This window comes from Deltaproteobacteria bacterium (assembly GCA_005879795.1).
Lineage (GTDB): Bacteria > Desulfobacterota > Binatia > DP-6 > DP-6 > DP-6.
On record VBKJ01000146.1, the window covers coordinates 35,348 to 59,940 of the forward strand.

Genomic DNA, 24,593 nt, shown 5'->3' on the forward strand with positions numbered 1-24,593 from the left:
GAGAAAACCTGAATGGAGAGCGGGGTGCGGAAGGCACTGGGGAAGGGTCTGGAGGCGCTCTTTCCGGCGCCGGAGGAACGGCGGGCAGCCGCAGCGGCGCCGGGCGAGCTTGCGGTGCCGGTCCACGAGATCGTGCCCAACCCCGAGCAGCCGCGGCGCCACTTCGACGACGAGGCGCTCGGCCTGCTCGCCGACTCGATCCGCCGCCACGGGCTGCTCCAGCCGCTGGTCGTGCGCCGCATCGCGGGCCGCTACGAGCTGATCGCCGGGGAGCGGCGGCTGCGGGCGGCGCGGCGCGCCGGGCTCGAGCGGGTGCCGGTGATCGTGCGCGAGGCGCGGGTCGAGGACCGGCTGGAGCTGGCGCTGATCGAGAACGTGCAGCGCGAGAACCTGACCCCGCTGGAGGAGGCGGAGGCGTACCGCCACCTGATCGATACGCACGGGCTCACGCAGGAGGATATCGCGGCGCGGGTGGGGAAGAGCCGGCCGGCGATCACGAACACGCTCCGGCTGCTGGGGCTCCCGGACGCGGTGAAGGCGCAGCTCGAGAGCGGGGAGCTGACGGCGGGGCACGCGCGCGCCGTGCTCGCCATCGAGGGGGTGACGGAGCAGGTGAGCTTCGGGCGCGAGATCGTCACGCGCCGCCTGACCAAGAGCGCGGCGGAGGACCTGGCAGCCACCCGGCGGCAGCGTGTGGGAAGGCGCCCGGTCGGGGGCCCGCCCACCGACCTCCATCTGCGGGAACTCGCCGAAGAGCTCACGCGGGGTTTCGGCACGCGCGTGCGGATCACCCGTCACGCGCGTGGGGGCTCGATCGAGATCGAGTTCTACTCCGACGCCGAGCTCGACGGCCTCGTCGACCGTCTCCGGCAGGCTCTGCCGCGCGCTTGACTGCTTTGACACTGTCGGGGAACCGGTGCTAGAAGCGGCCCCGTTTTCTCGGGAGCCGACCAGCACGGCCGCCGGGCAAGGCCCGCGGCGCCTCGGAGTTTCAATGGCGCTATTCGGGAAGGATCGGGAGCGGAGCGATCGGCCGCGGGGATTCGATCCCGAGGCTGCGCCGGTGCCGCGCCGGGATCCTGCGCCACGGGAGGGGGAGATGTTCGAGCGCGACAAGGCTCAGGTGGACGAGACCGGCGGCACGAGTGCGTTCCTCGGTAAGGGCAGTCGGGTCGCCGGCAAGCTCGCCTTCGAGGGTACGGTCCGCATCGAGGGTCAGGTAGAGGGCGAGGTCACCGTGCAGGACGCACTCACCATCGGCGAGGGCGCGGTCGTCAACGCGCACATCACCGGGACCACGGTCGTGGTGCACGGCAAGGTGACGGGCGACATCACGGCGCGTAAACGCCTGGAGATCCGGGCGCCGGGCAAGGTCTTCGGCAACATCTCGACGCCGAGCCTCGTCATTCAGGAGGGCGTCATCTTCGAGGGGCAGTGCACGATGTCCGGCACGGAGGCCGCTCGAGTCGAAAGGGATCGAAAGGTCGCTTTCTTCCCCAAGGACGAGCGGCCGCAGGACGTCGCCGCGGTCAGGCTGCACTCCGAGCTCGCCAAGTAGCCGCAGCTCGGGCCCCCTCGCTGGAATTACCGCGACGCGTCGGGTAGTTATGGCGGGTCGTAGCCGGACCGCGCGATGAGTATCGACCATACGCTCCTGGTTCAGATCGCGATCTTCGTGGTGCTCTGGCTCGTCCTCAAGCGCCTGTGGTTCGACCCCGCCTTGCGCCTCATCCGCGAGCGCACGGCTCGCTCGGAGGGGGCCGTGAAGGAGGCCCGTGCGATCCAGGCGGAGGCCGAGCGCCTGCGGGCCGAGCATGCGGCGGCGCTCGACCAGGCGAAGATCGAGGCGCAGCGGGAGATGCAGGAGATGGTGCGCCAGGCGGAGGCGGAGCAACAGCGGCTGATCACCGAGGCGCGTGCGGACGCGCAGCGGACGCTCACCGACGTCCGTGTGCAGGTCGACGAGGAGGTGGAGCGCGCTCGCCTCGGGCTGCGCGACTCCGCGAGCGAGATCGCCCGCGTCGTGGCCGAGAAGATCCTGGGGCGCACCGCATGAACGAGCACGCGGCGCATCAGGCGGCGGTCGGCCAGCTCCTCTGGCCGGCCCTCAACTTCGTCATCTTCGTCGCGGTTATCGCGCGCGTCGGGCGCGGTCCCGCGGTCGAGTACTTCCGCGCCCGTACGGCGCGCCTGCGCGCGGCGCTGCAGGCGGGGGCTCGGGCCCGCGCCGAGGCGGAGGCGCTGCGCGCCGCGATCGCGCGGGACGTCGAGAACCTGCCGGCGCTGCGCGCCCAGCTCCGGGCGGACCTGAGGGCCACCGCGGAGCAGCAGTGCGAGGCGCTCCGCACGCTCGGGCGTGCGGCCGCGGAGCGTATTCGCACCGATGCCCGCCTGCTGGCCGCGCACGAGTTCGCCCTGGCCCGGGCGGCGCTGCGTTCCGAGGTGATCGAGGAGGCGGTGCGGCAGGCTACGGCGCTCGTCCGCCGGGCGATCCGGCCCGAGGATCAGCAGCGGTTCGTGCGCGAGTTCGTCGCCGGCGTCGGAGCGCCGGCGTGACGGGCCGCCTCGCCAAGCGCTACGCGCGCGCGTTGCTCACCCTCGCCCGCGAGGTGGGGGCGCTCGAGGCGATGGGCGAGGAGCTCAATCGGGCGGCCGCCACTTTCGACGAGCCGCGGCTAGGCCCCGTCGTGCTGAGCCCCGCGATCGACGCCCGAGCGCGGCTGCGGACCGCCACGGGGGTCGCGGACGCGCTCGGGCTCTCGCCGATGGTCCGCAACCTGATCGGGCTGCTCGCGGAGCGGGACCGGCTGGCGATCCTCCCGGACCTCGCGCGCTGGTTCGAGGCCCTGCTCGACGACGAGCTCGGGCGCGTGCGCATCGCGATCCGCTCGGCGACGCCGCTCAGCGCCGGCGAGCGAACCGAGCTCATCGAGCTCGCGCGCCGCCTGACGGGCCGGCGAGATATCCTTGCCGCCACCAATCTCGACCCAGAGCTGCTCGGGGGTGTGGTGCTCGACATCGGCGGGACGGTCTACGATGGGAGCCTGAGGACCCAGCTCGCTCGCCTGACGAAGGAGATGGCCGTGGGCGGCGGCTAGCCGCCGGCCCGGGGGGAACACAGCGATGCAGATCCGCGCGGCGGAGATCAGCGACATCATCCGCGAGCAGATCAAGGAGTACGAGAAGCAGCTCGAGGTGCGTGAGACGGGCGTGGTGCTTTCCTGCGGCGACGGCATCGCCCGCATCTATGGCCTCGACCGGGCGGCGGCGGGCGAGCTGATCGAGTTCCCGCACGGCATCTACGGTATCGTGCTGAACCTCGAGGAGGACAACGTCGGCACCGCCGTCCTGGGCGGGCAGGAGGAGATCAAGGAAGGCGACGAGGTCCGGCGCACCGGTCGCATCGCCGAGGTCCCGGTGGGCGAGGCGCTGCTCGGGCGCGTCGTCAACGCCCTCGGCCAGCCCATCGACGGCAAGGGAGCGGTCAAGACGACCGCCACCCGACGCATCGAGCTGAAGGCGCCCGGCATCGTCGTCCGCCAACCGGTGAAGGAGCCGCTTCAGACTGGCATCAAGGCGATCGACGCGATGATTCCCATCGGTCGCGGCCAGCGCGAGCTCATCATCGGCGATCGCCAGACCGGCAAGACCGCCATCGCGCTCGACACCATCATCAACCAGCGCGGCGGGGACGTGATGTGCTTCTACGTCGCCATCGGTCAGAAGCGCTCGACGGTGGCGCAGGTGGTGGACAAGCTCACGCGCGAAGGCGCGATGGACTACACGACCGTTGTGGTGGCGTCTGCCTCGGATCCCGCGCCGCTCCAGTTCATCGCGCCCTACAGCGGCTGCAGCATGGGCGAGTACTTCCGGGAGAGCGGGCGCCACGCGCTCCTCATCTACGACGACCTCTCCAAGCACGCGACCGCGTACCGCCAGCTCTCCCTCCTGCTCCGCCGGCCGCCGGGCCGCGAGGCGTACCCCGGCGACGTCTTCTACCTCCACTCGCGCCTTCTCGAGCGGGCTGCCAAAATGAGCGACGAGAAGGGCGGCGGCTCGCTCACCGCGCTCCCGGTGATCGAGACCCAGGCCGGCGACGTCTCGGCCTACATCCCGACCAACGTCATCTCGATCACGGACGGACAGATCTTCCTCGAGTCGGACCTCTTCTACTCGGGCGTGCGGCCGGCGGTGAATGTCGGCATCTCGGTGTCGCGCGTGGGCGGCAACGCGCAGGTGAAGGCGATGAAGAAGGTCGCGGCGCCGCTCCGTCTCGAGCTGGCGCAGTACCGCGAGATGGCGGCCTTCGCTCAGTTCGGCTCCGACCTCGACGCGGCGACGAAACGGCAGCTGGATCGCGGCCAGCGTCTCGTCGAGGTGATGAAGCAGGGGCAGTTCGTCCCCCTGCCCGTCGAGAAGCAGATCGTGATCATCTACGCCGCTACCAACGCCTACCTGGACGCGCTCCCCGTCGCCGCCATCCAGCGTTACGAGAGCGAGCTCTACGCCTTCCTCGAGGCGAAGCACGGGGCGGTGCTCGCGCTGCTCCGCGACAGGAAGGAGCTGGCCGACGACGTGAAGGCGAAGATCGACGCCGCCCTCAGCGACTTTGGGACGCTCTTCAAGGCCTAGCGCCGCCGGATGCCGAGCCTCAAGGCTCTCCGCAAGCGGATCGCCACGGTCCGCTCGACCCAGCAGATAACCAGGGCCATGAAGATGGTGGCAGCCGCCAAGCTCCGGCGTGCCCAGGAGGCCGCAGAGCGCGCCCGCCCCTACGCCGCCAAGCTGACCGAGATGTTCGCGGCGGTGGCCGCGGGGGTGGAGCCGGAGGCGCATCCGCTCCTCGCCCGCCGACCCGAGCAGCGGATCGACCTGCTCGTGCTGACCAGCGACCGCGGCCTCTGCGGTGGCTACAACGCGAACCTGCTTCGCTTCGCGGGAGGGTTCGTGCGGCAGCATGGCGGGGCGGAGACGGCCGTCGTCGTGGTGGGACGGAAGGGCCTCGAGTACTACCGCCGGCGCTCGGCGCGGGTGGTGGCGCACCGTCAGGGCATCCTCACCACGGCCCCCACGGCCATGGCCGCGGAGCTGGCCGGAGAGGTGACCCGTCGCTTCGTCGCTCAGGAGACAGACGCCGTCTACCTCGTCTATACGCGCTTCCGCTCGGCGCTCTCCCAGCTGCCGAGCGCCGCTCCGGTGCTGCCCGTGGCGGCGCCGTCCACGGATGCCCCGGTCGCCGACTACATCTTCGAGCCGAAGCGCCCAGAGCTGCTCGCGCATCTCCTGCCGCGCTACATCGAGGTGCTCGTCACCCAGGCCCTCCTCGAGGCCATCGCGAGCGAGCACGGTGCACGCATGACGGCGATGGAGAACGCGACCCGGAACGCCGGCGAGATGATCGATCGGCTGACGCTCTCCATGAACCGCGCCCGCCAGGCGACCATCACGAAGGAGCTGATGGAGATCGTCTCCGGCGCCGAGGCGCTGAAAGGATAGCTCCGCTCATGCCCAGCATCGGACGCATCACGCAGGTGATCGGCCCCGCCGTCGACGTGGAGTTCCCGGACGGCGACCTCCCGGCGATCTACAACGCCCTCCAGATCACGAACCCCGCCATCGACGACCGGCCATGGAACCTGGTGGTCGAGGTCGCGCAGCATCTCGGCGAGAAGACCGTCCGCACCATCGCCATGGACTCGACCGAGGGCCTCACACGCGGCCAGGAGGTGCGCGACACGGGCGAGCTCATCAAGGTGCCGGTCGGCGAGGCGACCCTCGGGCGCATCATGAACGTGGTCGGCGAGCCGGTCGACGAGCGCGGTCCGATCGCGGCCAGCAGGCGCTACCCCATCCATCGCGACACCCCGGCCTTCACCGAGCAGGAGACCCAGGTGCAGGCCTTCGAGACCGGCATCAAGGTCGTGGACCTCCTCGCCCCCTACCAGCGGGGCGGGAAGATCGGGCTCTTCGGCGGCGCCGGCGTCGGCAAGACGGTCATCATCCTGGAGCTGATCAACAACGTCGCCAAGCAGCACGGCGGCGTGTCGGTGTTCGGCGGCGTCGGCGAGCGCACCCGCGAGGGCAACGACCTGTGGCTCGAGATGCAGGAGTCGAAGCTCTCCGACGGCAACCCCGTCATCTCGCGCGCCGCCCTGGTCTACGGGCAGATGAACGAGCCGCCCGGCGCGCGCGCCCGGGTCGGCCTCTCGGCGCTCACCGTGGCCGAGTACTTCCGCGACGAGGAAGGCAAGGACGTCATCCTCTTCATCGACAACATCTTCCGCTTCGTGCAGGCCAACTCCGAGGTCTCGGCGCTCTTGGGCCGCATGCCCTCCGCGGTCGGCTACCAGCCGACCCTCGGCACGGACATCGGCGAGCTCCAGGAGCGGATCACGACCACCAAGAAGGGCTCGATCACCTCGGTGCAGGCGATCTACGTCCCCGCCGACGACCTGACCGACCCGGCACCGGCGACGACGTTCGCGCACCTCGACGCGACGACCGTGCTCTCGCGGCAGATCGCCGAGCTCGGCATCTACCCCGCCGTGGATCCGCTCGACTCGACCTCGCGCATCCTCAGCCCCGCCGTCGTGGGCGAGGAGCACTACCGGGTCGCGCGCCAGGTGCAGGCGGTCCTGCAGCGCTACAAGGACCTTCAGGACATCATCGCCATCCTGGGTATGGACGAGCTCTCCGAGGACGACAAGCTCGCCGTCGCCCGCGCGCGCAAGATCCAGAAGTTCCTCTCCCAGCCCTTCCACGTGGCCGAGCAGTTCACCGGCTACAAGGGCGTCTACGTTCCGCTCCCGGAGACGATCCGCGGCTTCCGCGAGATCGTCGAAGGCACGCACGACGATCTCCCCGAGCAGGCCTTCTACATGGTGGGGAGCATCGATGACGCGATCGAGAAGGCCCGGAGGATGGCGGCATGAGCGCGGATCACCTTCGCCTGCGTGTCCGCACACCCGAGCGCGAGCTCGTGGACGCCGAGGTGCGTGAGGTCACCGCCGCGGGCACCTGGGGGCAGATCGGCGTCCTTCCCGACCACGCGGCGCTGATGACCGCGCTCGAGCCCGGCGAGCTCTCGTATCGCGCCGACGCCGGCGTGGTACGACTGCGCCTCGGCGGCGGCTTCGCGGAGGTGCGCGACAACGTGATGACGGTGCTGGCCGAATCGGGCGAGGCTGAAGGCTAGGGTTCGGCGTCGAACGTGGGTAAGCTCGAGGGCAGGACCGCGCTCGTGACCGGCGGCGGCCGGGGCATCGGACGCGGCATCGTGCTCGAGTTCGCGCGCGAGGGCGCGGACCTGGCGATCAACTATCGGCGTGACCGCGAAGCCGCGGAGGCCACCGCGGCCGAGGTGCGCGCCCTCGGGCGGCGAGCGGTGGTGGTCCAGGCCGACGTTGGCGAGGGGCAGGCGGTCGAGGCCATGGTGGCCCAGGCGGTTGCGTTCCTGGGTGGGCTCGACGTCGCGGTCGCGAACTCCGGAGTCGCGGCGCGAGTGGCGACGATCGCGAAGACCGATCCGGCCGAGTGGCGCCGCGTGCTCACGACGGACCTCGACGGCGCCTTCTGGACGGCGCGCGCGGCGATCCCGCACGTCGTCGCGCGGAAGGGTGTCTTCCTCTTCATCTCCTCGATCGGCGCCGACGCGGCCCAAGCGGGCGGCGCGCCCTATCACGTCGCCAAGGCCGGGGTGAACGCCCTCGCCAAGGTGCTCGCCAAGGAGGTCGCGAGCGCCGGGGTGCGGGTGAACGTCATCGCGCCGGGCCTGGTACGTTCGGAGATGGGCGAGCGCCTGATCCGCTTCCACGGGGACGCGGTGCTCCAGACCATCCCGCTCGGCCGCGCGGGCGCGCCGGCCGACATCGGGCGGGCCGCCGTCTTCCTCGCCTCCGACGACGCCGCGTGGATCACGGGCAAGGTGCTGCGCGTCGACGGCGGCGCGTGGATGTGAACGCGGCCTACGAAACAGGCCCCTTGCGCCGCTCCCAGGCGGGTGAGCTCCTCCCCTCCTCCCGCTCCAGGTCGGGTGGCGGGCGACCTCGCCGGGCGCCGGCACGGGCGCGATGCCGCCGGCCTCCTAGCTAGCCCAGCGAGGCTTCCAGCGTCTGTCCACAAGTTTTTCTACACCTGTTGACAGGGTGCGTCAGAGAAGATACTGAACGTTCAGTATGTCGCGCGGCCGCAAATCGCGGTCCGAGAGACCCGAGCCGTCGCGCAAGCAGCTCATGGCCGCCGCGATCGATTGCTTCGCGCGCCTCGGCTACCAGGGCACCACCATCGCTCGCATCGCGCGCGATGCCGGCGTCACCAAGGGCGCCGTCTACTACCACTTCCGCGACAAGGAAGAGCTCCTCTTCGAGACCGTGAAGGACCGCATCGGCGGCTTCGAGCAGCACGTCCTCGAGAAGGTGACGCCGACGCCCGACGCGCTCACGCGGCTGCGCGAGGTCGTCGACGCCTGCTTCTTCCACGCCACGGTCTCCAACCACCGGCGCTTCATCATCACGCTCATGATCGAGGCGCTCGACACGAATCCGCGCCTGTCGGGGGAGTTCCGCGACATCCTGCGCCGCATGCGGGGCTTCCTGGCCACCGTCATCCTGCGCGGGCAGCAGAAGGGCACGCTGCGCGCTGATGTGGCGCCCGAGGCAGCGGCAGCCGTCATCATGGGGGGCATCATCGGGGCGGAGGTTCAGCACTACCAGGATCCGGAGGAGATCGATCTCCGGCGGGTCCTCGACACGCTCGTCGAGCAGCTCAGCGCATGGCTCGCCACCGGGAGCTCGGGCACGGGCGTCGCAGTCTCGGGAGGCAAGCGGGCATGGTGAACTTCAAGCCGACGGACGAGCAGGAGCTCATCCGTCAGACCATGGCAGGCTTCGCGCGCGAGGTCCTCCGACCCGCGGCGCGGGAGGCCGACGAGAAGAACGCGGTCCCGGAAACCATCGTCCAGCGCGGCTGGGAGCTCGGGCTGGTGCAGAGCGCGATTCCGGAGGCGTTCGGTGGCTACGGGGATGCCCGCTCGGCGGTCACCAGCGCCCTCCTCTTGGAGGAGCTCGCGTACGGTGACCTGGCTCTCACCCTTCATCTCCTCGCCCCCCGTCTCCTCACCATCCCGCTTCTCGTGGCAGGCACCGAGGAGCAGTGCGGGCGCTGGCTGCCGCGTTTCGCGGGCCACGAGTTCACGGTCGGGACGGCGGCCTTCGTCGAGCCGCGCTGGGACTTCGATGCGACGTCACTGGCCACCCGCGCCGAACGGCAGGGCGGCGACTACGTGCTCACCGGCGAGAAGTGTCTGGTGCCGCTCGCCGCGCGCGCCGAGGGGATCCTCGTCTATGCGGCCGCGCCCGAGGGGCTCGCGGCCTTCATCGTCGAACGCGGCACGCCGGGTCTCACCGTCCGCGAGCGCGAGAAGAACATGGGCATCAAGGCGCTCGACACGTTCCCCGTGACGCTCGAAGGCGTGCGCGTGCCGGTCCGAGCCCGCCTGGGTGGCGAGGGGGCGAACCTCCAGCCGCTCGTCGACGCGAGCCGCATCGCTGTCGCCGCGCTCGCGGTGGGGATCGCCCGGGCGGCCTTCGACTACGCCCGCGACTACGCCAAGGAGCGGCGCGCCTTTGGCGTGGCGATCGCGCAGAAGCAGGCGATCGCGTTCAAGCTGGCCGACATGGCGATCGAGATCGACTCCATGCGCCTTCTCACCTGGGAGGCAGCATGGAAGCTCGACTCCGGCCAGCCGGCCACGCGCGAGGCCGTCCTCGTGAAGCAGTACGCCAGCCAGTCGGCCTTGAACATCACCGACAACGCCGTACAGGTCCTCGGCGGCCACGGCTACATCCGCGAGCATCCGGTGGAGCTCTGGCTCCGCAACGCGCGCGGGTTCGCCACCTTCGATGGCCTCGCCATCGTCTGAGGAGGAGCGCCCATGATCGACTTCGAGCTGTCCGAAGGCGTCCAGATCCAGCGACAGATGGTGCACGCGGTCGCCGAGCAGGCGATGCGCCCCATCGCGCGCGAGTACGACGAGTGCGAGCACGAGAAGCCCTGGGACTTCCTCAACATGATGTGGCAGGTGTCGAGCGGGAACCCGGTCGCGGGCGCCGAGAAAAAGCCCCGGGAGGAGCGGAGCGAACGGAACCTCGCCATGTGCGTGGCGATCGAGGAGCTGTCCTGGGGCGACGCGGGGCTCTATCTCTCGATTCCCAATACCGGCCTCGGCGGCGCCGCGGTGGCCGCTGCCGGCACCCCGGAGCAGAAGGAGCGCTTCCTCTCGCGCTTCAAGGGCGGTAAACCCAAGTGGGCCGCGATGGCGATCACCGAGCCGGGATGCGGCTCGGACAGCTCGGCCATCCAGACCACCGCCGTGCGCGACGGCGACCACTGGGTCCTGAACGGGACCAAGATCTTCTGCACCAGCGGTCTCATGGCGGCCGAGAAGTCGGAAGGTTTCGTGGTGGTGTGGGCGACGCTCGACCGCTCGGCCGGCCGGGCCGGCATCAAGGCGTTCGTGGTCGAGGCGGGCACGCCCGGCATGTACGTCACCAAGGTCGAGAACAAGCTCGGCATCCGGGCTTCGGACACGGCGACGCTCGTCTTCGAGGACTGCCGCGTGCCGCTCGACAACATCCTCGGCAGCCCCGAGGTCCCGAAGACGAGCGAGGGCTTCAAGGGCGTGATGGCCACCTTCGACGCCACTCGCCCGATCGTCGCGGCGAGCGCCATCGGCGTCGGCCGGGCCGCGCTCGACTTCGTCAAGGACACGCTCGAGGAGCGCGGCATCGCGATCCGCTACGGCCTCGCCCCCCACAAGCTGACCGCCCTCGAGCGCGACGTGATGGAGATGGAGGCCCAGCTCGAGGCAGCCCGGCTCCTCACCTGGCGCGCCGCCTGGATGATGGACAACGGCCTGCGCAACAACCTCGAGGCCTCGATGGCCAAGGCGAAGGCCGGCCTCGTCGTGACCCAGATCACGCAGAAGGCGGTCGAGATGCTGGGCCCGCTCGGCTACTCGCGCCAGCTCCTCCTCGAGAAGTGGATGCGGGACGCCAAGATCAACGACATCTTCGAGGGCACGCAGCAGATCAACCAGCTGATCGTCGCGCGGCGCATCCTCGGCTACTCCTCGAAGGAGCTGTCGTAGAAGACCCGCTCGATCTCGCGGCGCTCCTCGCCCGGGTGCCGGACCGTCGAGAGTTCCTGACCCTCGAGGAACTGCGGGAGAGCTCGCGCCGGTTGGTCGCCGAGTTCCCCGGGATCGCGCGCCTGGAGACCGTCGGCGCCTCGGCAGAGGGCCGGCCGATCGAGCTGCTCACGGTCGGCCACGGCGGGAAGGCCGCCCTCTTCCTCGGCGTGCCGCACCCGAACGAGCCGATCGGCACGCTCACGCTCGAGTTCCTCTGCCGGCTCCTGTGCGAAGACCCGGAGCTCCGCGCACGCCTCGACGCAACCGTGTACGCCATCACGGTCGCCGATCCCGACGGGCTCGTGCTGAACGAGGGCTGGTTCAAGGGGGGATTCTCTCCGCTGCGCTACACCCTCAACTACTACCGCCCGCCACACCGGGAGCAGGTCGAGTGGAGCTTCCCGATCGAATACAAGACGCTCCGCTTCACGACCCCGTCGCCCGAGACGGCGGCCGTGATGCGCGTCATGGAGCGAGTGCGCCCGCACTTCTTCTACTCGCTCCACAACGCGGGCTTCTGCGGGGTCTACTTCTACGTCTCGCACGAGCGGCCGGCGCTGTTCGCCGCGCTCCACCGCCTGGTTGCGCACCAGGGCCTGCCCCTCCATCGCGGCGAGCCCGAGGTGCCCTACCTCCGCACGCTCGCGCCCGCCGTCTACGCCCTCTTCGGCATCGACGAGACGTACGAGTTCATGGCGCGCACGCTCGGGGAAGATCCCGCCCCGCTGATCGAGGCGGGCACCAGCTCCGACGATTGGCTCCGGCGAGTCTGCGACGCCTTCTCGCTCGTCTGCGAGCTGCCGTACTACACGGCGCCGGGGCTCGAGGACACGAGGGCGGCAGGCATGTGCCGCCGGGACGCGCTCCTCGCCGGTCTCGGCCGCGCCGAGGCCCTGCACGCGGAGTGCGAGCGGGCGTTCGGCGCGCTTCGCGGACGCGCGCCCGCACACCGTCTCACCCGCTCTGTCGCCGACTACCTCGAGAAGACGCCGAAGCGCCTGGCCGCCGAGCGAGCCCACGCCCAGGATCCGGCGTACACCCGCGAGGCCACCCGCGCCGAGGCGCTCGACGCGACGACCTGCCGGGCGTTCCACCACATGCTGTACCTGGGCGAGGTGTACCGGCTGGCAGAGATGGTTGGAGAGCGGCGGCTCGCCGACGCGCTGCGCGACCGCCTCGCCGTGATCGGTGGCGAGGTCGAGAGCGAGAGTGCGCTCCGGGTCCTTCCGCTGCGGCCGCTGGTTTGCGTCCAGGCGGGAGCCGGGCTCCTCGCCATGGCACACCAGGCTAGTTAGCCAGCTAACTGCACCGACGCGCCGCTTGCCACGCCCGCTCGAGCTGGCCGCGGGTGAAGAGCGCCTCGAAGTCCCCGCCCACCTCGGCGAGGGCCTTCTCCGCCCGCGCGCACCCGCCGTCCTCCTCACGATCGACGAGCACGATGGCGCGGCGGACGCGGAGCCCTTCCTCGCGGCACTTGCGGACCGCCTCGATCAGCGAGGCGCCGCTAGTGATCACGTCTTCGACCACCACGACGGTGTCGCCCGGCTTGGCCGAGCCTTCGAGCCAACGCGCCGCGCCGTGCTCCTTGGCGGCTTTCCGTACCGAAAACCACGCCACCGGGTGGCCGGTGCCGGCGCTGTGGAAGGCGACCGCCGCGGCGATGGGGTCGGCACCCATGGTCGGACCGCCGATCGCGACGGCTTCGGCCGGGACCCGCGCGTGCACCAGCGCGCCGATGAGCGGGATCGCCGCAGGGTTGGTCGTGGTCAGCGAGCACTCGATGTAGTAGTCGCTCATCCGTCCCGACGCGAGCCGGAACTGCTTCCCGGGCTCGCGGAAGTACGAGAGCCGGACGAGCAGGCGGAGGAGCTCTTCCTCGTACGCCGTCACGCGGCAGGCCGGGCGCGCCGGAGCGCCCGCAGCAGAACGATCGCGATCGGCAAGTCCACGAGCGCGATCGTCAGCAGCGGGAACGCACGTGTCCATTGCACGAAGAGGAGGAGCCCCGTGGCCGACGACGCCAGCTTCGAGACGACGACCGGGTAGACCAGGGCTCGCCGGCGGCGCACGTCGCCGGCGGCGAGCCACGCGGACGCGGTGATGGTCGCCATGTTGGCTACGGCGAGCGCGAGCCAGAAGTCGGACGCGACCGGAGCTCGGCTCGGCGGTAGCGTCGGGAGCCCGAGCAGCGAGCCCACCCAGTCGAGGTCCCGCACGATGTCATCCGGACGGAGGAGGAAGCCGAGCGCGCCGAGCGCGAACAGTACGGCGAAGAGACGGAGCCAGCGCGCCAGCGCACGCTCAGGCGTGCTGAGCGGGGCTGCGTCGGGCAGCGACGAGACGGCGATCGCCATTTGTCCCTGGGCGTCCACGATCGAGCGTTCCGGGTGTCGCGGCATGGGTGAAGGCCGCGACCGCGTCGCCGAGCGGATACACCGCGTCGATGAGCGCTGCAACCGACACGCGGCGGGCGGCCAGCGGGCGGAAAGCGCCCCCCGGCGTGAGCCCAGGATGGTCACCTCGTTGATCGGCGCGGCTGATGCCGCCGAGGTGGACGCGGACGAGCGCCTCGCCCGAGGCGGGTTCTGGATCGGGGAGACCGAGCGCGAGCGCCAGCCGGACTCCGTCCCAGCGCAGCGCCCGCATTGGTCGCGCGCTATTTCCGCACTCCGCGGTGAAACTCGCTCTCCGCCTTCGCGGCGACTGCCTCCGCGCGCTCGGCCGCGTGCTCGGCCGAGTCGGCGGCCGTTTCGAGGCGCCCCGCGGCGTCCTCGGCGCGCCCAGCCGCCCGCTCGGCGCGCTCGTCGGGACCGAGGCCGGCCGTCTGCTCGGCGCCGGAGGTCGTCCCGGGGGGGGCTGGCACGGCGGGAGGATCACCGGGCGGGGCACCCGCAGCGGGCGCCGCTGGCGCCTGCTTGGCACGCGCCTTCACGCGGCTCGCGAGCGTCGCCACCTGCTCGTCCGTGAGCGGCCGCTCGTAGCGCCGGATATCGATCTCCGGGTTGCCCAGGATCCAGGCGCGCGCGAAGCCGATCTCCTTGCGCGCGTCGAGGTAGTAGAGAGTCACCTCGTGATCGTCCCACGGCGGCTCGTCGGCAAGGAAGTGCGACTCCGCGACGTCCGGCTCGCCGTTGCGGGCCACGTACGCCGCCAGGGTCCGGTTCTTCGCCATCTCGGCCCGCAGCTCGTCGTTGGTGAGCTCGCGCTCGCCGCGCGCGTGCGCCGCCACCCCGGCGAGCAGCAGCGCGCATCCCATCCCCACAGCCACGCCACGTCGCATGCAACCTCCTCCGGCGGCGTTCTCCGCCTGCCCTCGAGCAGCATACACGCGCCCGGCCGGAGTGTCATGCAGCGGCGCTTGCCTCCCCGGGCGCCGTTCCTCTAGCATCCCGGTGCGGGTTCGGGCCCGCCGCGGATGGTCTCCGACCCCCTGCTCGTCGCGCTCGCCCTGGCGCTCGTCGTGGTGAACGCTTTCTTCGTCGCCGCGGAGTTCGCCATGGTGCGGGTGCGGGCGACGCGGGTGGCGACGCTCGCCGCGGAGGGCCACTGGCAGGCGCGCCTCGTGGCCGCGCTCCAGCGGCGCCTCGACGTCTTCCTCTCGGCCACCCAGCTCGGGATCACGCTCTCGAGCCTGGGACTCGGCTGGATCGGCGAGCCGGCCTTCGCGCACCTCCTCGTCCCCCTCTTCGCCGCGCTCGGAATCGAGTCGGAGCGCGTCATCGAGAACACGTCGATCGCGGTCGCCTTCGCGACCATCACGGTCCTGCACATCGTGCTCGGCGAGCTGGCGCCGAAGTCGTTCGCCATCCGGTTCACGGAGCGCGTGGCCCTCTGGGTGGCGCCCCCGATGCGTCTCTTCCAGCTCCTCTTCGCGCCTGCCCTCTGGTTGCTCCACCGGGCGTCGAGGGGCACCCTCGCGCTTCTCGGCATGACCGCCGAGACGAGCGGCGACCTCGCGCATTCCGAGGAAGAGCTCCGCATCCTGCTCGCCGAGTCGCACCGCGTGGGGGTGCTCTCGGGCGCGAAGCGCGAGCTCCTCGAGAACGTCATCGACTACACCGAGCGCACGGCGCGCCACGTGATGGTGCCGCGGGCCGATATCGCGTACCTCTCGCTCGCCCGGAGCCTCGAGGAGAACCTCGCCGTCGTCACCCAGACCGCTGCCACGCGCTATCCTCTCGCCGCGACCGACATCGACCACGTGATCGCCATGGTGCACGTGAAGGACCTCTTCAACCGCCGCGACCAGCTCCGCTCCTCGGAGGACCTGGCGGCGCTCAAGCGCGAGATCCTCTTCGTCCCCGAGACGCGACCGCTCGACGCGCTCCAGAAGGACTTCCAGCAGCGGCGCACGCACATGGCGATCGTGGTGGACGAGTATGGCGGCACCTCGGGGCTGGTGACCCTCGAGGACGTGATCGAGGAGATCGTGGGCGAGATCCAGGACGAGTTCGACCGCGAGCCGCCGAACGTCGAGGAGACGCCGCAGGGCCTCGTCTTCGACGGCCTCATGCTGGTGGACGACGTCGCCGAGCGGCTCGGCGTCAAGCTCGCAGAGACCGCCGACGTGAGCACCCTCGGCGGCTTCGTGACGGCGCAGGTGGGGCGGATGCCGCGCCCCGGCGACAGGGTGGCCGTCGAGGGGTATGACCTCTCCGTCGCCGAGGTGAAGGGGAGGCGAGTGACCAAGGTGCTGGCCGCACGCCGGCCGGGCGTCCGGGCGGAGACGGCCGCCCGCGGTTGATGACGGTGCTGGCGTTCGACTCACGCCCGAGCAGGTGCGGCTCGAGCAAACCGCGCGCCGCTTCGCCGCCGCGGACATCATTCCGGTGGCGGCCCGCTGCGACGAGGAGCAGCGCTTCCCCGGGGACGTGGCGCGCAAGGCGTGGGAGCTCGGGCTCATGAACCTCGAGGTGCCGCGCGAGCTGGGCGGGCTCCGGCTCGGCGTGCTCGACACGTGCCCCTCGGGGTGCAGCGCGCGGTGATCGCGCGCAACCTGCTGAAGGTCTGAGCGCGCGGCGGCGGTTGACGGCGGCGCGCGCAGCCCGCTAAAGGGACGGCCCCGTGGCCAAGCGACCCACCAAGCACGGCAACTTCCTGGAGGACTTCCGCCCCGGGCAGGTCTTCCGCCACAAGCGCGGCAAGACGATCACCGAGGGCCTCTTCGCCGTCTTCACGGACTTCTGCTTCACCACCAACGCCCTCGCCAAGAACCGGCGCTACGCCGAGGCGTACGGGTTCCGCGGCCTGGTCGCGCCACCCGGCCTGGTGATGAACGTCGTCTTCAGCCAGAGCGTGGAGGACGTCTCCGAGAACGGGCGCGCGAACCTCGAGTACATCGACATGCGCTTCGGCGCGCCGGTCTGCGTCGGTGACACGATCGAGGCGACGTCGACCGTCCTCGGCGTGAAGGCGTCGTCGCGCGAGCGCGACCGCGGCGTGGTGCACGTGCAGACCGTCGGGCGCAACCAGGATGGCGAGGTCGTCCTCGCCTACCAGCGCAAGGTGCAGGTGTGGAAGGGCGACCCCGAGACGCCCGTCGCCGAGGGCGAAGCGCCGGCGCGCGACATCCCCGTCGCGCTCACGCTCCCGCCCTACGACCCGCGCCGCGACTACCGCGCGCTCGCGCATCTCACCGGCGACGACACCTATCTCGAAGACTTCCAGGCGAGCGACGTGTTCGAGCACTCGCGCGGGCGCGTGATCACCACCGAGCACATTGCGCTCACGGGGATGCTCGACAACACCTCGCAGGTGCACTGCAATCAGTGGATGATCGACCAGGATCCCGAGCGCTTCCTGGGCGGGCAGCTGATCGTCTACGGGGGCATCCCTTTCTCTCTCTGCCTCGGGCTCTCCTCGCCCGACGTCGCCGACAACGCGCTGGCCGACGTCCGCTACGCGACCGGGCGGCACACGGCGCCGGCGTTCGCGGGCGACACCGTCTTCGCCACCACCGAGATCCGCGGGGTGAGCGACCTGCCCGGCCGCCCCGATCTCGGCGTGCTCGACACCGTGCTCCGCGGCCACAAGTTCGTGCGCAAGGGCGGGGCGGCGGAGAAAGTCGAGATCTTCTACCTCGAGCGCGAGATCGAGCGCGACCGGCGCACCGTCTGGGACGGGGTGAAGAACGCGCTCGCCCTGAAGCACCTGGCGGCCGTCGCGACCGGCGACGAGGTGCTCGTCTACCACACCGGCGAGGAGAGGGCCGTGGTCGGCATCGCGAAGGTCGTGCGCGGCGCGTACCCCGACCCGAAGCAGAAGGACACGCGGCTCCTGATGGTCGACCTCCAGCCGGTCAAGCCCCTCGCGCGTCCGGTCGCACTCGGCGAGATGCGCGCGAACCGCAGGCTCGCCGGCTTCGACCTCCTGCGGCTGCCGCGCCTCTCGGTGATGCCGGTGTCGGCCGAGCAGTGGGCGGCCATCATGGAGATGGCGCGGCGCTAGCTAGGTGCGTGCCGCGGGAATCGTGACCGGCGTCATCGGCCTCGCGCTCGCGGCGCGCAGCGGGCTTCTGCTCGCCGGCCGCGGCCGGCCGCGGCGCGGCCCGCGGCCCGCGTTCGTCCTGGCAGGGCCGTATCTCCGCACCCGCAACCCGCTCTACGCCGGGCTCGTGCTCGCGCTCGGGGGCGCCGCGCTGGCGGCCGCCTCGTGGGGCCTCGCGCTCGTCGCGCTCGCGGCCGGCGTGGGCGCACACCTCTGGGTGGTGCGGGTCGAGGAGCCGCGCCTCCAGGCGCGCTTCGGGGCGGCCTACGCCGAGTACCTGCGGCGCGTACCGCGCTGGATGCCGACGCTCAGGCGCGGCAGCCTGTCCGAGTAACCGGCGACCGCGAGGCGGCCACGGTCGTGCCGACGCTCTCCGAGCGCGGAACGAACTACCTCGAGCGACAGCGGCAAGCGCAGCGCCGAGCGAGGAGGTTAACAAGCACCGCCGCTCGAGTGGGGTGCGAGCAGGCCGCTCGCAGCCGCCCGGTCATTCGCCGCAGCCGGAGGGGTGCTCGGACAGGCTTCCGGGGCCGGCTACGGAGTCGGGAAGGGGTGGCGGCGCCGGCGGCGCCGCCACCCTCCCAGGGGGTTCACGGTCATCGCGTCCCATCCAGCCACGTCCACCGCCCAACCACACCCACCACGCCACAGCCCGGCGATCGACTCGTACCCATCCCGTCCGGTGCCATGCTCAGGAGCAGGTTCCGTGCCGGCCCCCGGGGCCGATGCCTCGGGTCCCGAAATCCAGCCGGGGCGCGGCCATGACGCGGGCCGCGTGGCACCTGCCCGGGCAGGCGAGCGTCGATCGACTGACGCTCCCGTTCGGCGCTGCACCGCAGGACCCCTTGCCCCGGAGGGCGCTGCCGCCGTAATTGTTCGCCACCCCAGGAGGAGGTGCCCCATGCCGACCGCCCAGGCCGCCGTCCTGAACGCGGTCCGCGAGCCGCTCTCGGTCGAGCCGCTGGCCGTCCGCGACCCGCGCGACGGCGAGGTGCTCGTCCGCCTCGGCGCCAGCGGCGTGTGCCACAGCGACCTGCACGCCATCACCGGCGACCTGCCCATGCCGCTCCCCTGCGTGCTCGGCCACGAGGGCGCGGGCGTCGTCGAGGCGGTCGGGGCCGGCGTCCAGCGCGTCAAGCCGAAGGACCACGTGGTCCTCAACTGGGTGCCGTTCTGCGGCTCCTGCTGGTACTGCAACTCGGGCAACGCCTACCTGTGCGAGATGGGCTACGTGAAGGCGCTCGGCGCCGAGGTCTTCCGCCGCAACGGCACCAGCATCAGCCAGTTCGCGGGCATCGGATCGATGGCGGAGTTCACCGTCGTGGCGGAAACCGCCTGCATCCCGATCGACGCGGACGTGCCGCTCGACCGCGCCTGCCTGATCGGCTGCGGCGTGATGACCGGCGTCGGCGCGGTCATCAACACGGCACGCGTGCAGCCGGGGCAGTCGGTCGCCGTCTTCGGCGCGGGCGGCGTGGGCCTGAACGTCATTCAGGGCGCGGTGCTGGCGGGTGCGAACCCGATCATCGCCATCGATCTGAACGAGCGGAAGCTCGCGTTCGCCAGGCAGTTCGGCGCGACACATGCCGTGAACGCCGGGTCGACGGACGCGGTGAACGCAATCCTCGATCTGACCGGGATGCGCGGCGCCGACTACGCCTTCGAGGTGATCGGCCGCCCCGAGGTGGTGACGCAGGCTTTCATGGCCGTGCGCCGTGGCGGGAAGGCGATCGTGGTGGGCGTGCCGCCGGCGACCGCGACGGTCTCGGTCCCCGGGATGCTACTCCCGCTCGCCGAGAAGTCCCTGGTCGGCTCGCTCTACGGCTCGGCCAACATGGCGCGCGACGTCCCGCGCCTGATCGACCTCTACCGCGCCGGGAAGCTCAAACTCGACGAGCTCATCACCCGCCGCTACAAGATCGCCCAGGTGAGCGACGCGTTCACCGCGATGGAGAAGGGGGAGGTGGCGCGCGGCGTGATCACGTTCTGACGGCGCCGTTCCCCCGGACGGCGGAGGAGGCTCGCATGGCACGCCTGGGACCGTTCGTCATCCGGCTCGCGCTGGGGGTGATCTTCTTCGCGCACGGGGCGCAGAAGATGCTCGGCTGGTGGGGTGGCGCGGGGTTCAGCGGCACGGTCGAGGCCTTCACCAAGCAGGGCATGCCGGCACCCATGGCGATGCTCGTGATCGCGGCCGAGTTCTTCGGCGGCCTGGGCGTCTTCTTCGGTTGTCTCACACGCCTCGCCGCCTTCGGGATCGCGGCCGTCATGACCGGCGCAATCTTCCTGGTGCACATCCAGAACGGCTTCTTCCTGAACTGGTTCAACGTGCCGGGAAAGGGTCACGGCTTCGAGTGCAACCTGGGCTATCTCGCGATGGCCGCGTCGCTCATGCTGACCGGCGCGGGACCGGTCTCGATCGACGCGCTCCGGGGTGGGAAGCGGACCGACCTGGACGCCGGGTGAGAGCGCGCGTCGCGAGCGGCCTTGCCGCCGCGACGTTCGCGGGTGGCGTGTCCCGCGGCGCGGGGCATCGACCTGGCTGATCGGCGAGCGGCGCGCCCGTGACTTACCTTGCGACAGCGGTAGCGCCTGGCTAAACGTTACGCCGGCCCCGATGACCGACTTCCACGCCAGCGCACAGGCGGTCCCGATCGAGTCGGTCGACCAGCTCGTCGAGCAGTTCCACGGCGCGGGCAAGCCGCGCGAGCGCTGGAGGATCGGCACCGAGTACGAGAAGGTCGCGGTCGAGCGCGCCACCGGTAGGGCGGCACCCTTCTCCGGCCCGCACGGCATCGAGGCCGTGCTGCGCGGGCTCGCCGAGCGCTACGGCTGGGAGCCCAAGGAGGAGGACGGGCGCGTGGTCGCCCTCGTGCGCGAGGGCGCGTCGATCACTCTCGAGCCGGGGGCGCAGCTCGAGCTCTCGGGCGAGCAGTGCCCGACCATCCACTGCACGCAGGAGGAGCTCGCCACCCACGTGCGCGAGGTGGTGAGCGTCGGGAGCGAGCTCGGCATCGCGTTCCTCGGTCTCGGCATGCAGCCGATGAGCCCGCCCGACGAGATCGAGTGGGTGCCGAAGCAGCGCTACCGCATCATGGGCCCGTACATGACGCACGTGGGCACGCTCGGCCAGCGCATGATGAAGCAGACGGCCACGGTGCAGGCCAACATCGACTATGGCGACGAGCGGGACGCGATGCTGAAGCTGCGCGTCGGCATGGGGATCGCGCCGCTCGTGAACGCCATGTTCGCCAACTCCTCGATCTCCGATGGCCGCTTGAACGGCTACATGAGCTTCCGGGGCCACATCTGGACCGAGACCGATCCCGCGCGCTGCGGGCTCCTGCCCTTCGTCTTCCGGGAGGGCGCGAGCTTCGCCGACTACGTCGAGTGGGCGCTCGCCGTGCCCCTCTATTTCATCCTGCGCGGCGGCCGCTACCGGACCGAGGTGACCGGCATCCCGTTCCGCCGCTTCCTGACCGAGGGCGCAGCCGGGGAGCGCGCGACCCTCGACGACTGGAACCTGCACCTGACCACGCTCTTCCCCGAGGTGCGGCTCAAGGGCTACATCGAGGTGCGCTCCGCCGACAGCCAGCCGCCCGAGCGCATGCTCGCGCTGCCCGCGCTGGTGAAGGGCGTGTTCTACACCCAGGACTGCCTCGAGGCCGCCTGGGACCTGGTCAAGCGCTGGACCTTCGCGGAGCGCCTCGAGCTCTGGCGCGACGTCCACCGCGAGGCGCTGCTCGCGCGCTTCAAGGGTGTCAAGGTGATCGAGCTCGCCCGCGAGCTCTACGCGATCGGCGAGGAGGGGCTCCGCCGCCAGCAGGCCCTCGACCGTGCCGGGCGCGACGAGCGCGTCTACCTCGAGCGGATGGGCGAGCAGCTCGCGATCGGCCGTTCCCCGGCCCGGGTCATCGCCGAGAAGTGGAGCGGTGTATGGGACCGCCGGGTGGAGCGGCTGATCGAGTTCGCGGAATACAGGGGCTGACGCCGGGCAAATGCGCCGGGGTCGCAGGGCCTCGGAGCCAGGCGGGGCCGCGATCGTGGGACTCGCTGGCGCTGCTGGCCGGGCCGAAGGGCCTCACGGGTTGACTTTCGCCATTTATTCGCCTACGAGAACGTGCCGGGAAAGAGGGGAATCATGCGGGCGGCGGCGAAGGCTGGATGGGCGGCGGTCGAGCTCGAGCTGGCGCCGGCGGTGACGATCCCCTTCCTCGGCACCGTGGCGGCGGGCATGCCCCTCCGCGCCTTCCCGGTCGAAGGCGCCCTCGAGCTGCCCGCGGCGCTCTGGGGCGGGCGCAAGGTCTTCGTGCTCCGCGCGCGCGGCTCCTCGATGATCGACGAGGGCATCCGCGACGGCGACTACCTGATCATCGCGCCGCGCAAGACGGCCGAGGTCGGGCAGACGGTGATAGCGGAGGCCGAGGGTGGCGTCACCGTGAAGCGCCTCGGCGGGGAAAGGGACGAGCGGCTTCGCCTCGAGCCCGCCAACGTCGAGATGCTGCCGCTCGTGGTCGCCGCGGAGCGCGTGCGCATCGTGGGCGTCGTGGTGGGCGTCCTTCGCCGGCGGGGATTCCGCACGCCGGCTCCGATCCGTCCGCGCGCGGCCGCGGGCGGCGGCGACGGGCGGACGCTCGACCTGGCGCTGCGGGTGATCGAGCAGCGGGTGGGCGAGGCGGAGGCGCTCGGCGCCGCACGCGCCGGGCGGCCCGGCGCGCGGCTTCGCGAGCTCGCGCGCAACCTGCGCGCGCTGCGCGACTGCTACCTCGAGACGACGGCGCCGCGGCTCCGCGCGGCGCTCTTGCGCGAGGCGGGCGAGATCATCCGCCGCCTGCGCCGGTTCGGCGCCGAACGAAGCTGACGCGGGGGCGCACGCGCGCGATCGGCTTGACTGCCCAGGACCTTTACGGTTTCCTCGCGCGGTGTCGCGCCTCGCATCGTCCGGCCGCTCGCCCCTCGTCGTCCTCTTCCTGACCGTCTTCATCGATCTCATGGGCTTCGGGATCGTGATCCCGCTCCTCCCCATCTACGCGGAGCAGATGAAGGCGACGCCGTTCACCGCCGGCGTGCTGATCGCGGTGTACTCGCTCATGCAGCTCATCTTCGCGCCGGTGTGGGGGCGCGTTTCGGACGACATCGGGCGGCGACCCGTCCTGCTCTTGTGCCTGGCGGGGTCGGCGATGAGCTATCTTTTGCTCGCCGCCGCGTGGCGGCTCGAGGTGCTCTTCCTGGCACGCGTGCTCGCCGGTGTGGCGGGCGCGAGCATCCCGGTCGCGCAGGCGTACATCGCCGACGTTACCGGCCCGGGCGAGCGCGCGCGAGGCATGGGGCTCATCGGCGCGGCCTTCGGGCTCGGGATGGTGATCGGGCCGGCGCTGGGCGGCGGGCTCTCGCTCCTCGGACCGCGGGTCCCCGAAGGCTTCGCTGCCGGGCTCTGTCTGGCCAACGTGCTGGTGGCCGTCTACCGCCTGCCCGAGTCGCTGCCGCGCTCTGTGCGCCGGCCGGCGCCTTTCCGTCATCCACTGTCGCTCGCCTCCCTCCGGGACGCGCTGGCTCGGCCCGGTGCGGCCGCCCTGCTCGCGGTCTTCTTCCTCGTGACCCTCGGCTTTGCGATCCTCGAGGGGACGTTCTCTCTCGCGGCGACCGACCGCCGCTACTACGGCTACAGCCAGGCACAGGTAGCCGGCCTCTGGCTCTACATGGGTGTCGTGGCGGTCGTCGTCCAGGGCTGGCTGGTGGGCCGTCTCGCCCAGCGGCTGCCGGAACGGGCGCTGGTTGTCCTGGGCACCGCCGCGCTGGGCCTGGGGTTTCTCTGGATATCCTTCGCGGGGCCGGCGGTCGGGCTGCTCGCGGCGCTGGCGCTCGTGGTGGGGGGGCAGGGCCTCGCCGGCCCCTCGCTCTCGAGCCTCATCTCGAAGACGGTCGAGAAATCAGTGCACGGCGAGGCGCTCGGAGTTTCGCAGTCGCTGTCGGCGGGTGCGCGCGTGCTCGGGCCGGCGGGCGGTGGCCTCATCTTCGACCGCTTCGAGGTCTCGGCCACCTACCTCGCCGCCGCGGCCTGCGCCGCGGCTGCCCTCGGTCTCTCGCTAACGCGGGTGCGCCCCGTCCGCCAGGAGGAAGGGGAGGTCATGCGCGTCCGCAGATCGGTATAGCAAGTCTCGAGCCGACGCCGGAACCTCGTGCTGGGCCTGCTCGCCCATTCAATTGTGAGTGGCGCCGGGCACCGGTCCCGGACGGAGGAGGGCGGTCGTCGGCTTCACCGCCGCTCCCTCTCGAAAGCCGGTCCCCCCGGACGGCGCCCCGGCGAGCCGTGGCGTGGCCGAGGAAATCCTTGCCTTTCTCGTCGCCCTCGGATAAGAGGCGCTAACTTCTTTACGCAGGTTTTTTCATGCCGGAGGTGGTTCTTTTGCAACTCGGGGGCATGGTAGTGGTGGGCCGACGTCGCCCGTCCGGTCGGGGGCGCTCGGTGCCCGCGGGAGGGGGAGGAAGATGGTTGCAAAAGGAAAGCGTGGCTTCTCGGCCGGACATGATCGGCTAGCCGGCCTGTTCGAGCCGGACGTCCTCCTGCCTGCGCAGTTCTTCGCGGCCTTCCGGCGCGAGGGCGGGCTCGAGCGCGAGCGCCTCCTGATGCTGGCCGTCCTCGAGGACGCCATCGACTGCTACCAGAAGTACGCGCACGCGCGGGATCCCCGCGGCCGTCAGATGTACGAAGAGGCGCGCGAGTGGGTCACGTCCGAGGACCGCGCCTGGCTCTTCTCCTTCGAGAACATCTGCGACACGCTCGAGATCAACGCCGAGTACGTGCGCCGCGGGCTGAGGGACTGGCGCGAGAAGAACCAACAGGGCCGCCGTCCCCCGGTGCTGGTCACGCCCGAGGCGGCGCCCGCCGACCTGCGCAAGGCGACGGCGTAGACCGCCC

Annotated in this window: 27 protein-coding genes; 23 read left to right on the forward strand and 4 right to left on the reverse strand. The window is 71.2% G+C overall.

Annotation, left to right across the window (positions count from 1 at the left end):
- Positions 1–12: 12 nt before the first annotated feature.
- The 13 genes from E6J59_11595 to E6J59_11655 all read left to right on the forward strand — a co-directional run bounded on the left by E6J59_11595 (position 13) and on the right by E6J59_11655 (position 12,483).
- Complete coding sequence (locus tag E6J59_11595; protein TMB19503.1) at positions 13–891, forward strand: ParB/RepB/Spo0J family partition protein; 879 nt, start codon at positions 13–15, stop codon at positions 889–891.
- 103 nt (positions 892–994) lie between these two features.
- Positions 995–1,558 (forward strand): polymer-forming cytoskeletal protein, encoded by a 564-nt coding sequence (locus E6J59_11600; protein TMB19504.1) that lies wholly within the window; start codon positions 995–997, stop codon positions 1,556–1,558.
- Between the two features lie 75 nt (positions 1,559–1,633).
- Complete coding sequence (locus tag E6J59_11605; GenBank protein ID TMB19505.1) at positions 1,634–2,056, forward strand: ATP synthase F0 subunit B; 423 nt, start codon at positions 1,634–1,636, stop codon at positions 2,054–2,056.
- Positions 1,950–3,098, forward strand: coding sequence for an ATP synthase F1 subunit delta (atpH, locus tag E6J59_11610; GenBank protein TMB19552.1), 1,149 nt, complete (start codon positions 1,950–1,952; stop codon positions 3,096–3,098). Before E6J59_11605 ends, atpH begins: the two co-directional genes overlap by 107 nt.
- Positions 3,099–3,123: 25 nt before the next feature.
- Positions 3,124–4,632 carry a F0F1 ATP synthase subunit alpha gene (locus E6J59_11615; protein ID TMB19506.1) on the forward strand — a complete coding sequence of 503 codons (1,509 nt, stop codon included), beginning with the start codon at positions 3,124–3,126 and terminating at the stop codon, positions 4,630–4,632.
- A gap of 9 nt (positions 4,633–4,641) precedes the next feature.
- Positions 4,642–5,496: an ATP synthase F1 subunit gamma gene (atpG, locus tag E6J59_11620; GenBank protein TMB19507.1), complete on the forward strand. Its 855-nt coding sequence runs from the start codon at positions 4,642–4,644 to the stop codon at positions 5,494–5,496.
- 8 nt (positions 5,497–5,504) lie between these two features.
- A complete protein-coding gene (gene atpD / locus E6J59_11625; protein ID TMB19508.1) occupies positions 5,505–6,932 on the forward strand; it encodes a F0F1 ATP synthase subunit beta in 1,428 nt (475 codons plus the stop codon).
- Positions 6,929–7,195, forward strand: a complete 267-nt coding sequence (locus E6J59_11630) for a hypothetical protein (GenBank protein TMB19509.1) — start codon at positions 6,929–6,931, stop codon at positions 7,193–7,195. The genes atpD and E6J59_11630 overlap by 4 nt, the downstream gene beginning before the upstream one ends.
- Positions 7,196–7,210: 15 nt before the next feature.
- Entirely contained in the window at positions 7,211–7,957 is a 747-nt protein-coding gene (locus E6J59_11635; GenBank protein TMB19510.1) for a glucose 1-dehydrogenase, read from the forward strand.
- A gap of 217 nt (positions 7,958–8,174) precedes the next feature.
- A complete protein-coding gene (locus E6J59_11640) occupies positions 8,175–8,834 on the forward strand; it encodes a TetR/AcrR family transcriptional regulator (protein TMB19511.1) in 660 nt (219 codons plus the stop codon).
- Positions 8,828–9,919, forward strand: a complete 1,092-nt coding sequence (locus E6J59_11645) for an acyl-CoA dehydrogenase (GenBank protein TMB19512.1) — start codon at positions 8,828–8,830, stop codon at positions 9,917–9,919. The genes E6J59_11640 and E6J59_11645 overlap by 7 nt, the downstream gene beginning before the upstream one ends.
- A 12-nt stretch (positions 9,920–9,931) precedes the next feature.
- On the forward strand, positions 9,932–11,146 hold the full coding sequence (locus E6J59_11650) for an acyl-CoA dehydrogenase (GenBank protein ID TMB19513.1): 1,215 nt from the start codon (positions 9,932–9,934) through the stop codon (positions 11,144–11,146).
- Positions 11,038–12,483 (forward strand): hypothetical protein, encoded by a 1,446-nt coding sequence (locus tag E6J59_11655; GenBank protein TMB19514.1) that lies wholly within the window; start codon positions 11,038–11,040, stop codon positions 12,481–12,483. The genes E6J59_11650 and E6J59_11655 overlap by 109 nt, the downstream gene beginning before the upstream one ends.
- 4 nt (positions 12,484–12,487) lie before the next feature.
- On the opposite strand, the gene pyrE is transcribed toward E6J59_11655, so the two are convergent.
- From pyrE to E6J59_11675, 4 genes are read right to left on the reverse strand one after another with little or no spacing between them, the layout of a single operon-like run.
- Positions 12,488–13,174: an orotate phosphoribosyltransferase gene (gene pyrE, locus E6J59_11660; GenBank protein ID TMB19515.1), complete on the reverse strand. Its 687-nt coding sequence runs from the start codon at positions 13,172–13,174 to the stop codon at positions 12,488–12,490.
- The gene (locus tag E6J59_11665) at positions 13,075–13,542 is read right to left on the reverse strand and encodes a hypothetical protein (GenBank protein TMB19516.1); all 468 of its coding nucleotides are present in this window, start codon (positions 13,540–13,542) and stop codon (positions 13,075–13,077) included. Before E6J59_11665 ends, pyrE begins: the two co-directional genes overlap by 100 nt.
- Positions 13,490–13,834, reverse strand: coding sequence for a hypothetical protein (locus E6J59_11670; GenBank protein TMB19517.1), 345 nt, complete (start codon positions 13,832–13,834; stop codon positions 13,490–13,492). Before E6J59_11670 ends, E6J59_11665 begins: the two co-directional genes overlap by 53 nt.
- Positions 13,835–13,844: 10 nt before the next feature.
- Positions 13,845–14,468 (reverse strand): hypothetical protein, encoded by a 624-nt coding sequence (locus E6J59_11675; protein ID TMB19518.1) that lies wholly within the window; start codon positions 14,466–14,468, stop codon positions 13,845–13,847.
- A 135-nt stretch (positions 14,469–14,603) separates the two neighbouring features.
- On the opposite strand from E6J59_11675, the gene E6J59_11680 reads away from it, so the two are divergent.
- The 10 genes from E6J59_11680 to E6J59_11725 all read left to right on the forward strand — a co-directional run bounded on the left by E6J59_11680 (position 14,604) and on the right by E6J59_11725 (position 24,586).
- Positions 14,604–15,932, forward strand: coding sequence for an HlyC/CorC family transporter (locus E6J59_11680; protein ID TMB19519.1), 1,329 nt, complete (start codon positions 14,604–14,606; stop codon positions 15,930–15,932).
- Positions 15,933–15,966: 34 nt separating this feature from the next.
- Positions 15,967–16,173 carry a hypothetical protein gene (locus E6J59_11685; GenBank protein ID TMB19520.1) on the forward strand — a complete coding sequence of 69 codons (207 nt, stop codon included), beginning with the start codon at positions 15,967–15,969 and terminating at the stop codon, positions 16,171–16,173.
- Between the two features lie 79 nt (positions 16,174–16,252).
- Entirely contained in the window at positions 16,253–17,635 is a 1,383-nt protein-coding gene (locus E6J59_11690; GenBank protein ID TMB19521.1) for an EVE domain-containing protein, read from the forward strand.
- 4 nt (positions 17,636–17,639) lie between these two features.
- A complete protein-coding gene (locus tag E6J59_11695) occupies positions 17,640–18,008 on the forward strand; it encodes an isoprenylcysteine carboxylmethyltransferase family protein (protein TMB19522.1) in 369 nt (122 codons plus the stop codon).
- Between the two features lie 567 nt (positions 18,009–18,575).
- Entirely contained in the window at positions 18,576–19,664 is a 1,089-nt protein-coding gene (locus E6J59_11700; GenBank protein TMB19523.1) for a Zn-dependent alcohol dehydrogenase, read from the forward strand.
- A 35-nt stretch (positions 19,665–19,699) separates the two neighbouring features.
- Positions 19,700–20,140: a DoxX family protein gene (locus E6J59_11705; protein ID TMB19524.1), complete on the forward strand. Its 441-nt coding sequence runs from the start codon at positions 19,700–19,702 to the stop codon at positions 20,138–20,140.
- A gap of 151 nt (positions 20,141–20,291) precedes the next feature.
- Entirely contained in the window at positions 20,292–21,662 is a 1,371-nt protein-coding gene (locus E6J59_11710; GenBank protein TMB19525.1) for a glutamate--cysteine ligase, read from the forward strand.
- Between the two features lie 153 nt (positions 21,663–21,815).
- Positions 21,816–22,535, forward strand: coding sequence for a hypothetical protein (locus E6J59_11715; GenBank protein TMB19526.1), 720 nt, complete (start codon positions 21,816–21,818; stop codon positions 22,533–22,535).
- Positions 22,536–22,596: 61 nt separating this feature from the next.
- Entirely contained in the window at positions 22,597–23,826 is a 1,230-nt protein-coding gene (locus E6J59_11720) for a TCR/Tet family MFS transporter (GenBank protein ID TMB19527.1), read from the forward strand.
- A 337-nt stretch (positions 23,827–24,163) separates the two neighbouring features.
- Positions 24,164–24,586 carry a hypothetical protein gene (locus E6J59_11725; protein TMB19528.1) on the forward strand — a complete coding sequence of 141 codons (423 nt, stop codon included), beginning with the start codon at positions 24,164–24,166 and terminating at the stop codon, positions 24,584–24,586.
- Positions 24,587–24,593: the final 7 nt, after the last annotated feature.

Excerpts from the sequence above, each read along its gene's own strand:
- E6J59_11595 (TMB19503.1), top strand. The coding sequence starts at position 13 with ATGGAGAGCGGGGTGCGGAAGGCACTGGGGAAGGGTCTGGAGGCGCTC.
- E6J59_11600 (TMB19504.1), top strand. The coding sequence starts at position 995 with ATGGCGCTATTCGGGAAGGATCGGGAGCGGAGCGATCGGCCGCGGGGA.
- E6J59_11605 (TMB19505.1), top strand. The coding sequence starts at position 1,634 with ATGAGTATCGACCATACGCTCCTGGTTCAGATCGCGATCTTCGTGGTG.
- E6J59_11615 (TMB19506.1), top strand. The coding sequence starts at position 3,124 with ATGCAGATCCGCGCGGCGGAGATCAGCGACATCATCCGCGAGCAGATC.
- atpG (TMB19507.1), top strand. The coding sequence starts at position 4,642 with ATGCCGAGCCTCAAGGCTCTCCGCAAGCGGATCGCCACGGTCCGCTCG.
- atpD (TMB19508.1), top strand. The coding sequence starts at position 5,505 with ATGCCCAGCATCGGACGCATCACGCAGGTGATCGGCCCCGCCGTCGAC.
- E6J59_11630 (TMB19509.1), top strand. The coding sequence starts at position 6,929 with ATGAGCGCGGATCACCTTCGCCTGCGTGTCCGCACACCCGAGCGCGAG.
- E6J59_11640 (TMB19511.1), top strand. The coding sequence starts at position 8,175 with ATGTCGCGCGGCCGCAAATCGCGGTCCGAGAGACCCGAGCCGTCGCGC.
- E6J59_11645 (TMB19512.1), top strand. The coding sequence starts at position 8,828 with ATGGTGAACTTCAAGCCGACGGACGAGCAGGAGCTCATCCGTCAGACC.
- E6J59_11650 (TMB19513.1), top strand. The coding sequence starts at position 9,932 with ATGATCGACTTCGAGCTGTCCGAAGGCGTCCAGATCCAGCGACAGATG.
- pyrE (TMB19515.1), bottom strand. The coding sequence starts at position 13,174 with ATGGACACGTGCGTTCCCGCTGCTGACGATCGCGCTCGTGGACTTGCC.
- E6J59_11665 (TMB19516.1), bottom strand. The coding sequence starts at position 13,542 with ATGGCGATCGCCGTCTCGTCGCTGCCCGACGCAGCCCCGCTCAGCACG.
- E6J59_11670 (TMB19517.1), bottom strand. The coding sequence starts at position 13,834 with ATGCGGGCGCTGCGCTGGGACGGAGTCCGGCTGGCGCTCGCGCTCGGT.
- E6J59_11675 (TMB19518.1), bottom strand. The coding sequence starts at position 14,468 with ATGCGACGTGGCGTGGCTGTGGGGATGGGATGCGCGCTGCTGCTCGCC.
- E6J59_11680 (TMB19519.1), top strand. The coding sequence starts at position 14,604 with ATGGTCTCCGACCCCCTGCTCGTCGCGCTCGCCCTGGCGCTCGTCGTG.
- E6J59_11700 (TMB19523.1), top strand. The coding sequence starts at position 18,576 with ATGCCGACCGCCCAGGCCGCCGTCCTGAACGCGGTCCGCGAGCCGCTC.
- E6J59_11705 (TMB19524.1), top strand. The coding sequence starts at position 19,700 with ATGGCACGCCTGGGACCGTTCGTCATCCGGCTCGCGCTGGGGGTGATC.
- E6J59_11710 (TMB19525.1), top strand. The coding sequence starts at position 20,292 with ATGACCGACTTCCACGCCAGCGCACAGGCGGTCCCGATCGAGTCGGTC.
- E6J59_11715 (TMB19526.1), top strand. The coding sequence starts at position 21,816 with ATGCGGGCGGCGGCGAAGGCTGGATGGGCGGCGGTCGAGCTCGAGCTG.
- E6J59_11725 (TMB19528.1), top strand. The coding sequence starts at position 24,164 with ATGGTTGCAAAAGGAAAGCGTGGCTTCTCGGCCGGACATGATCGGCTA.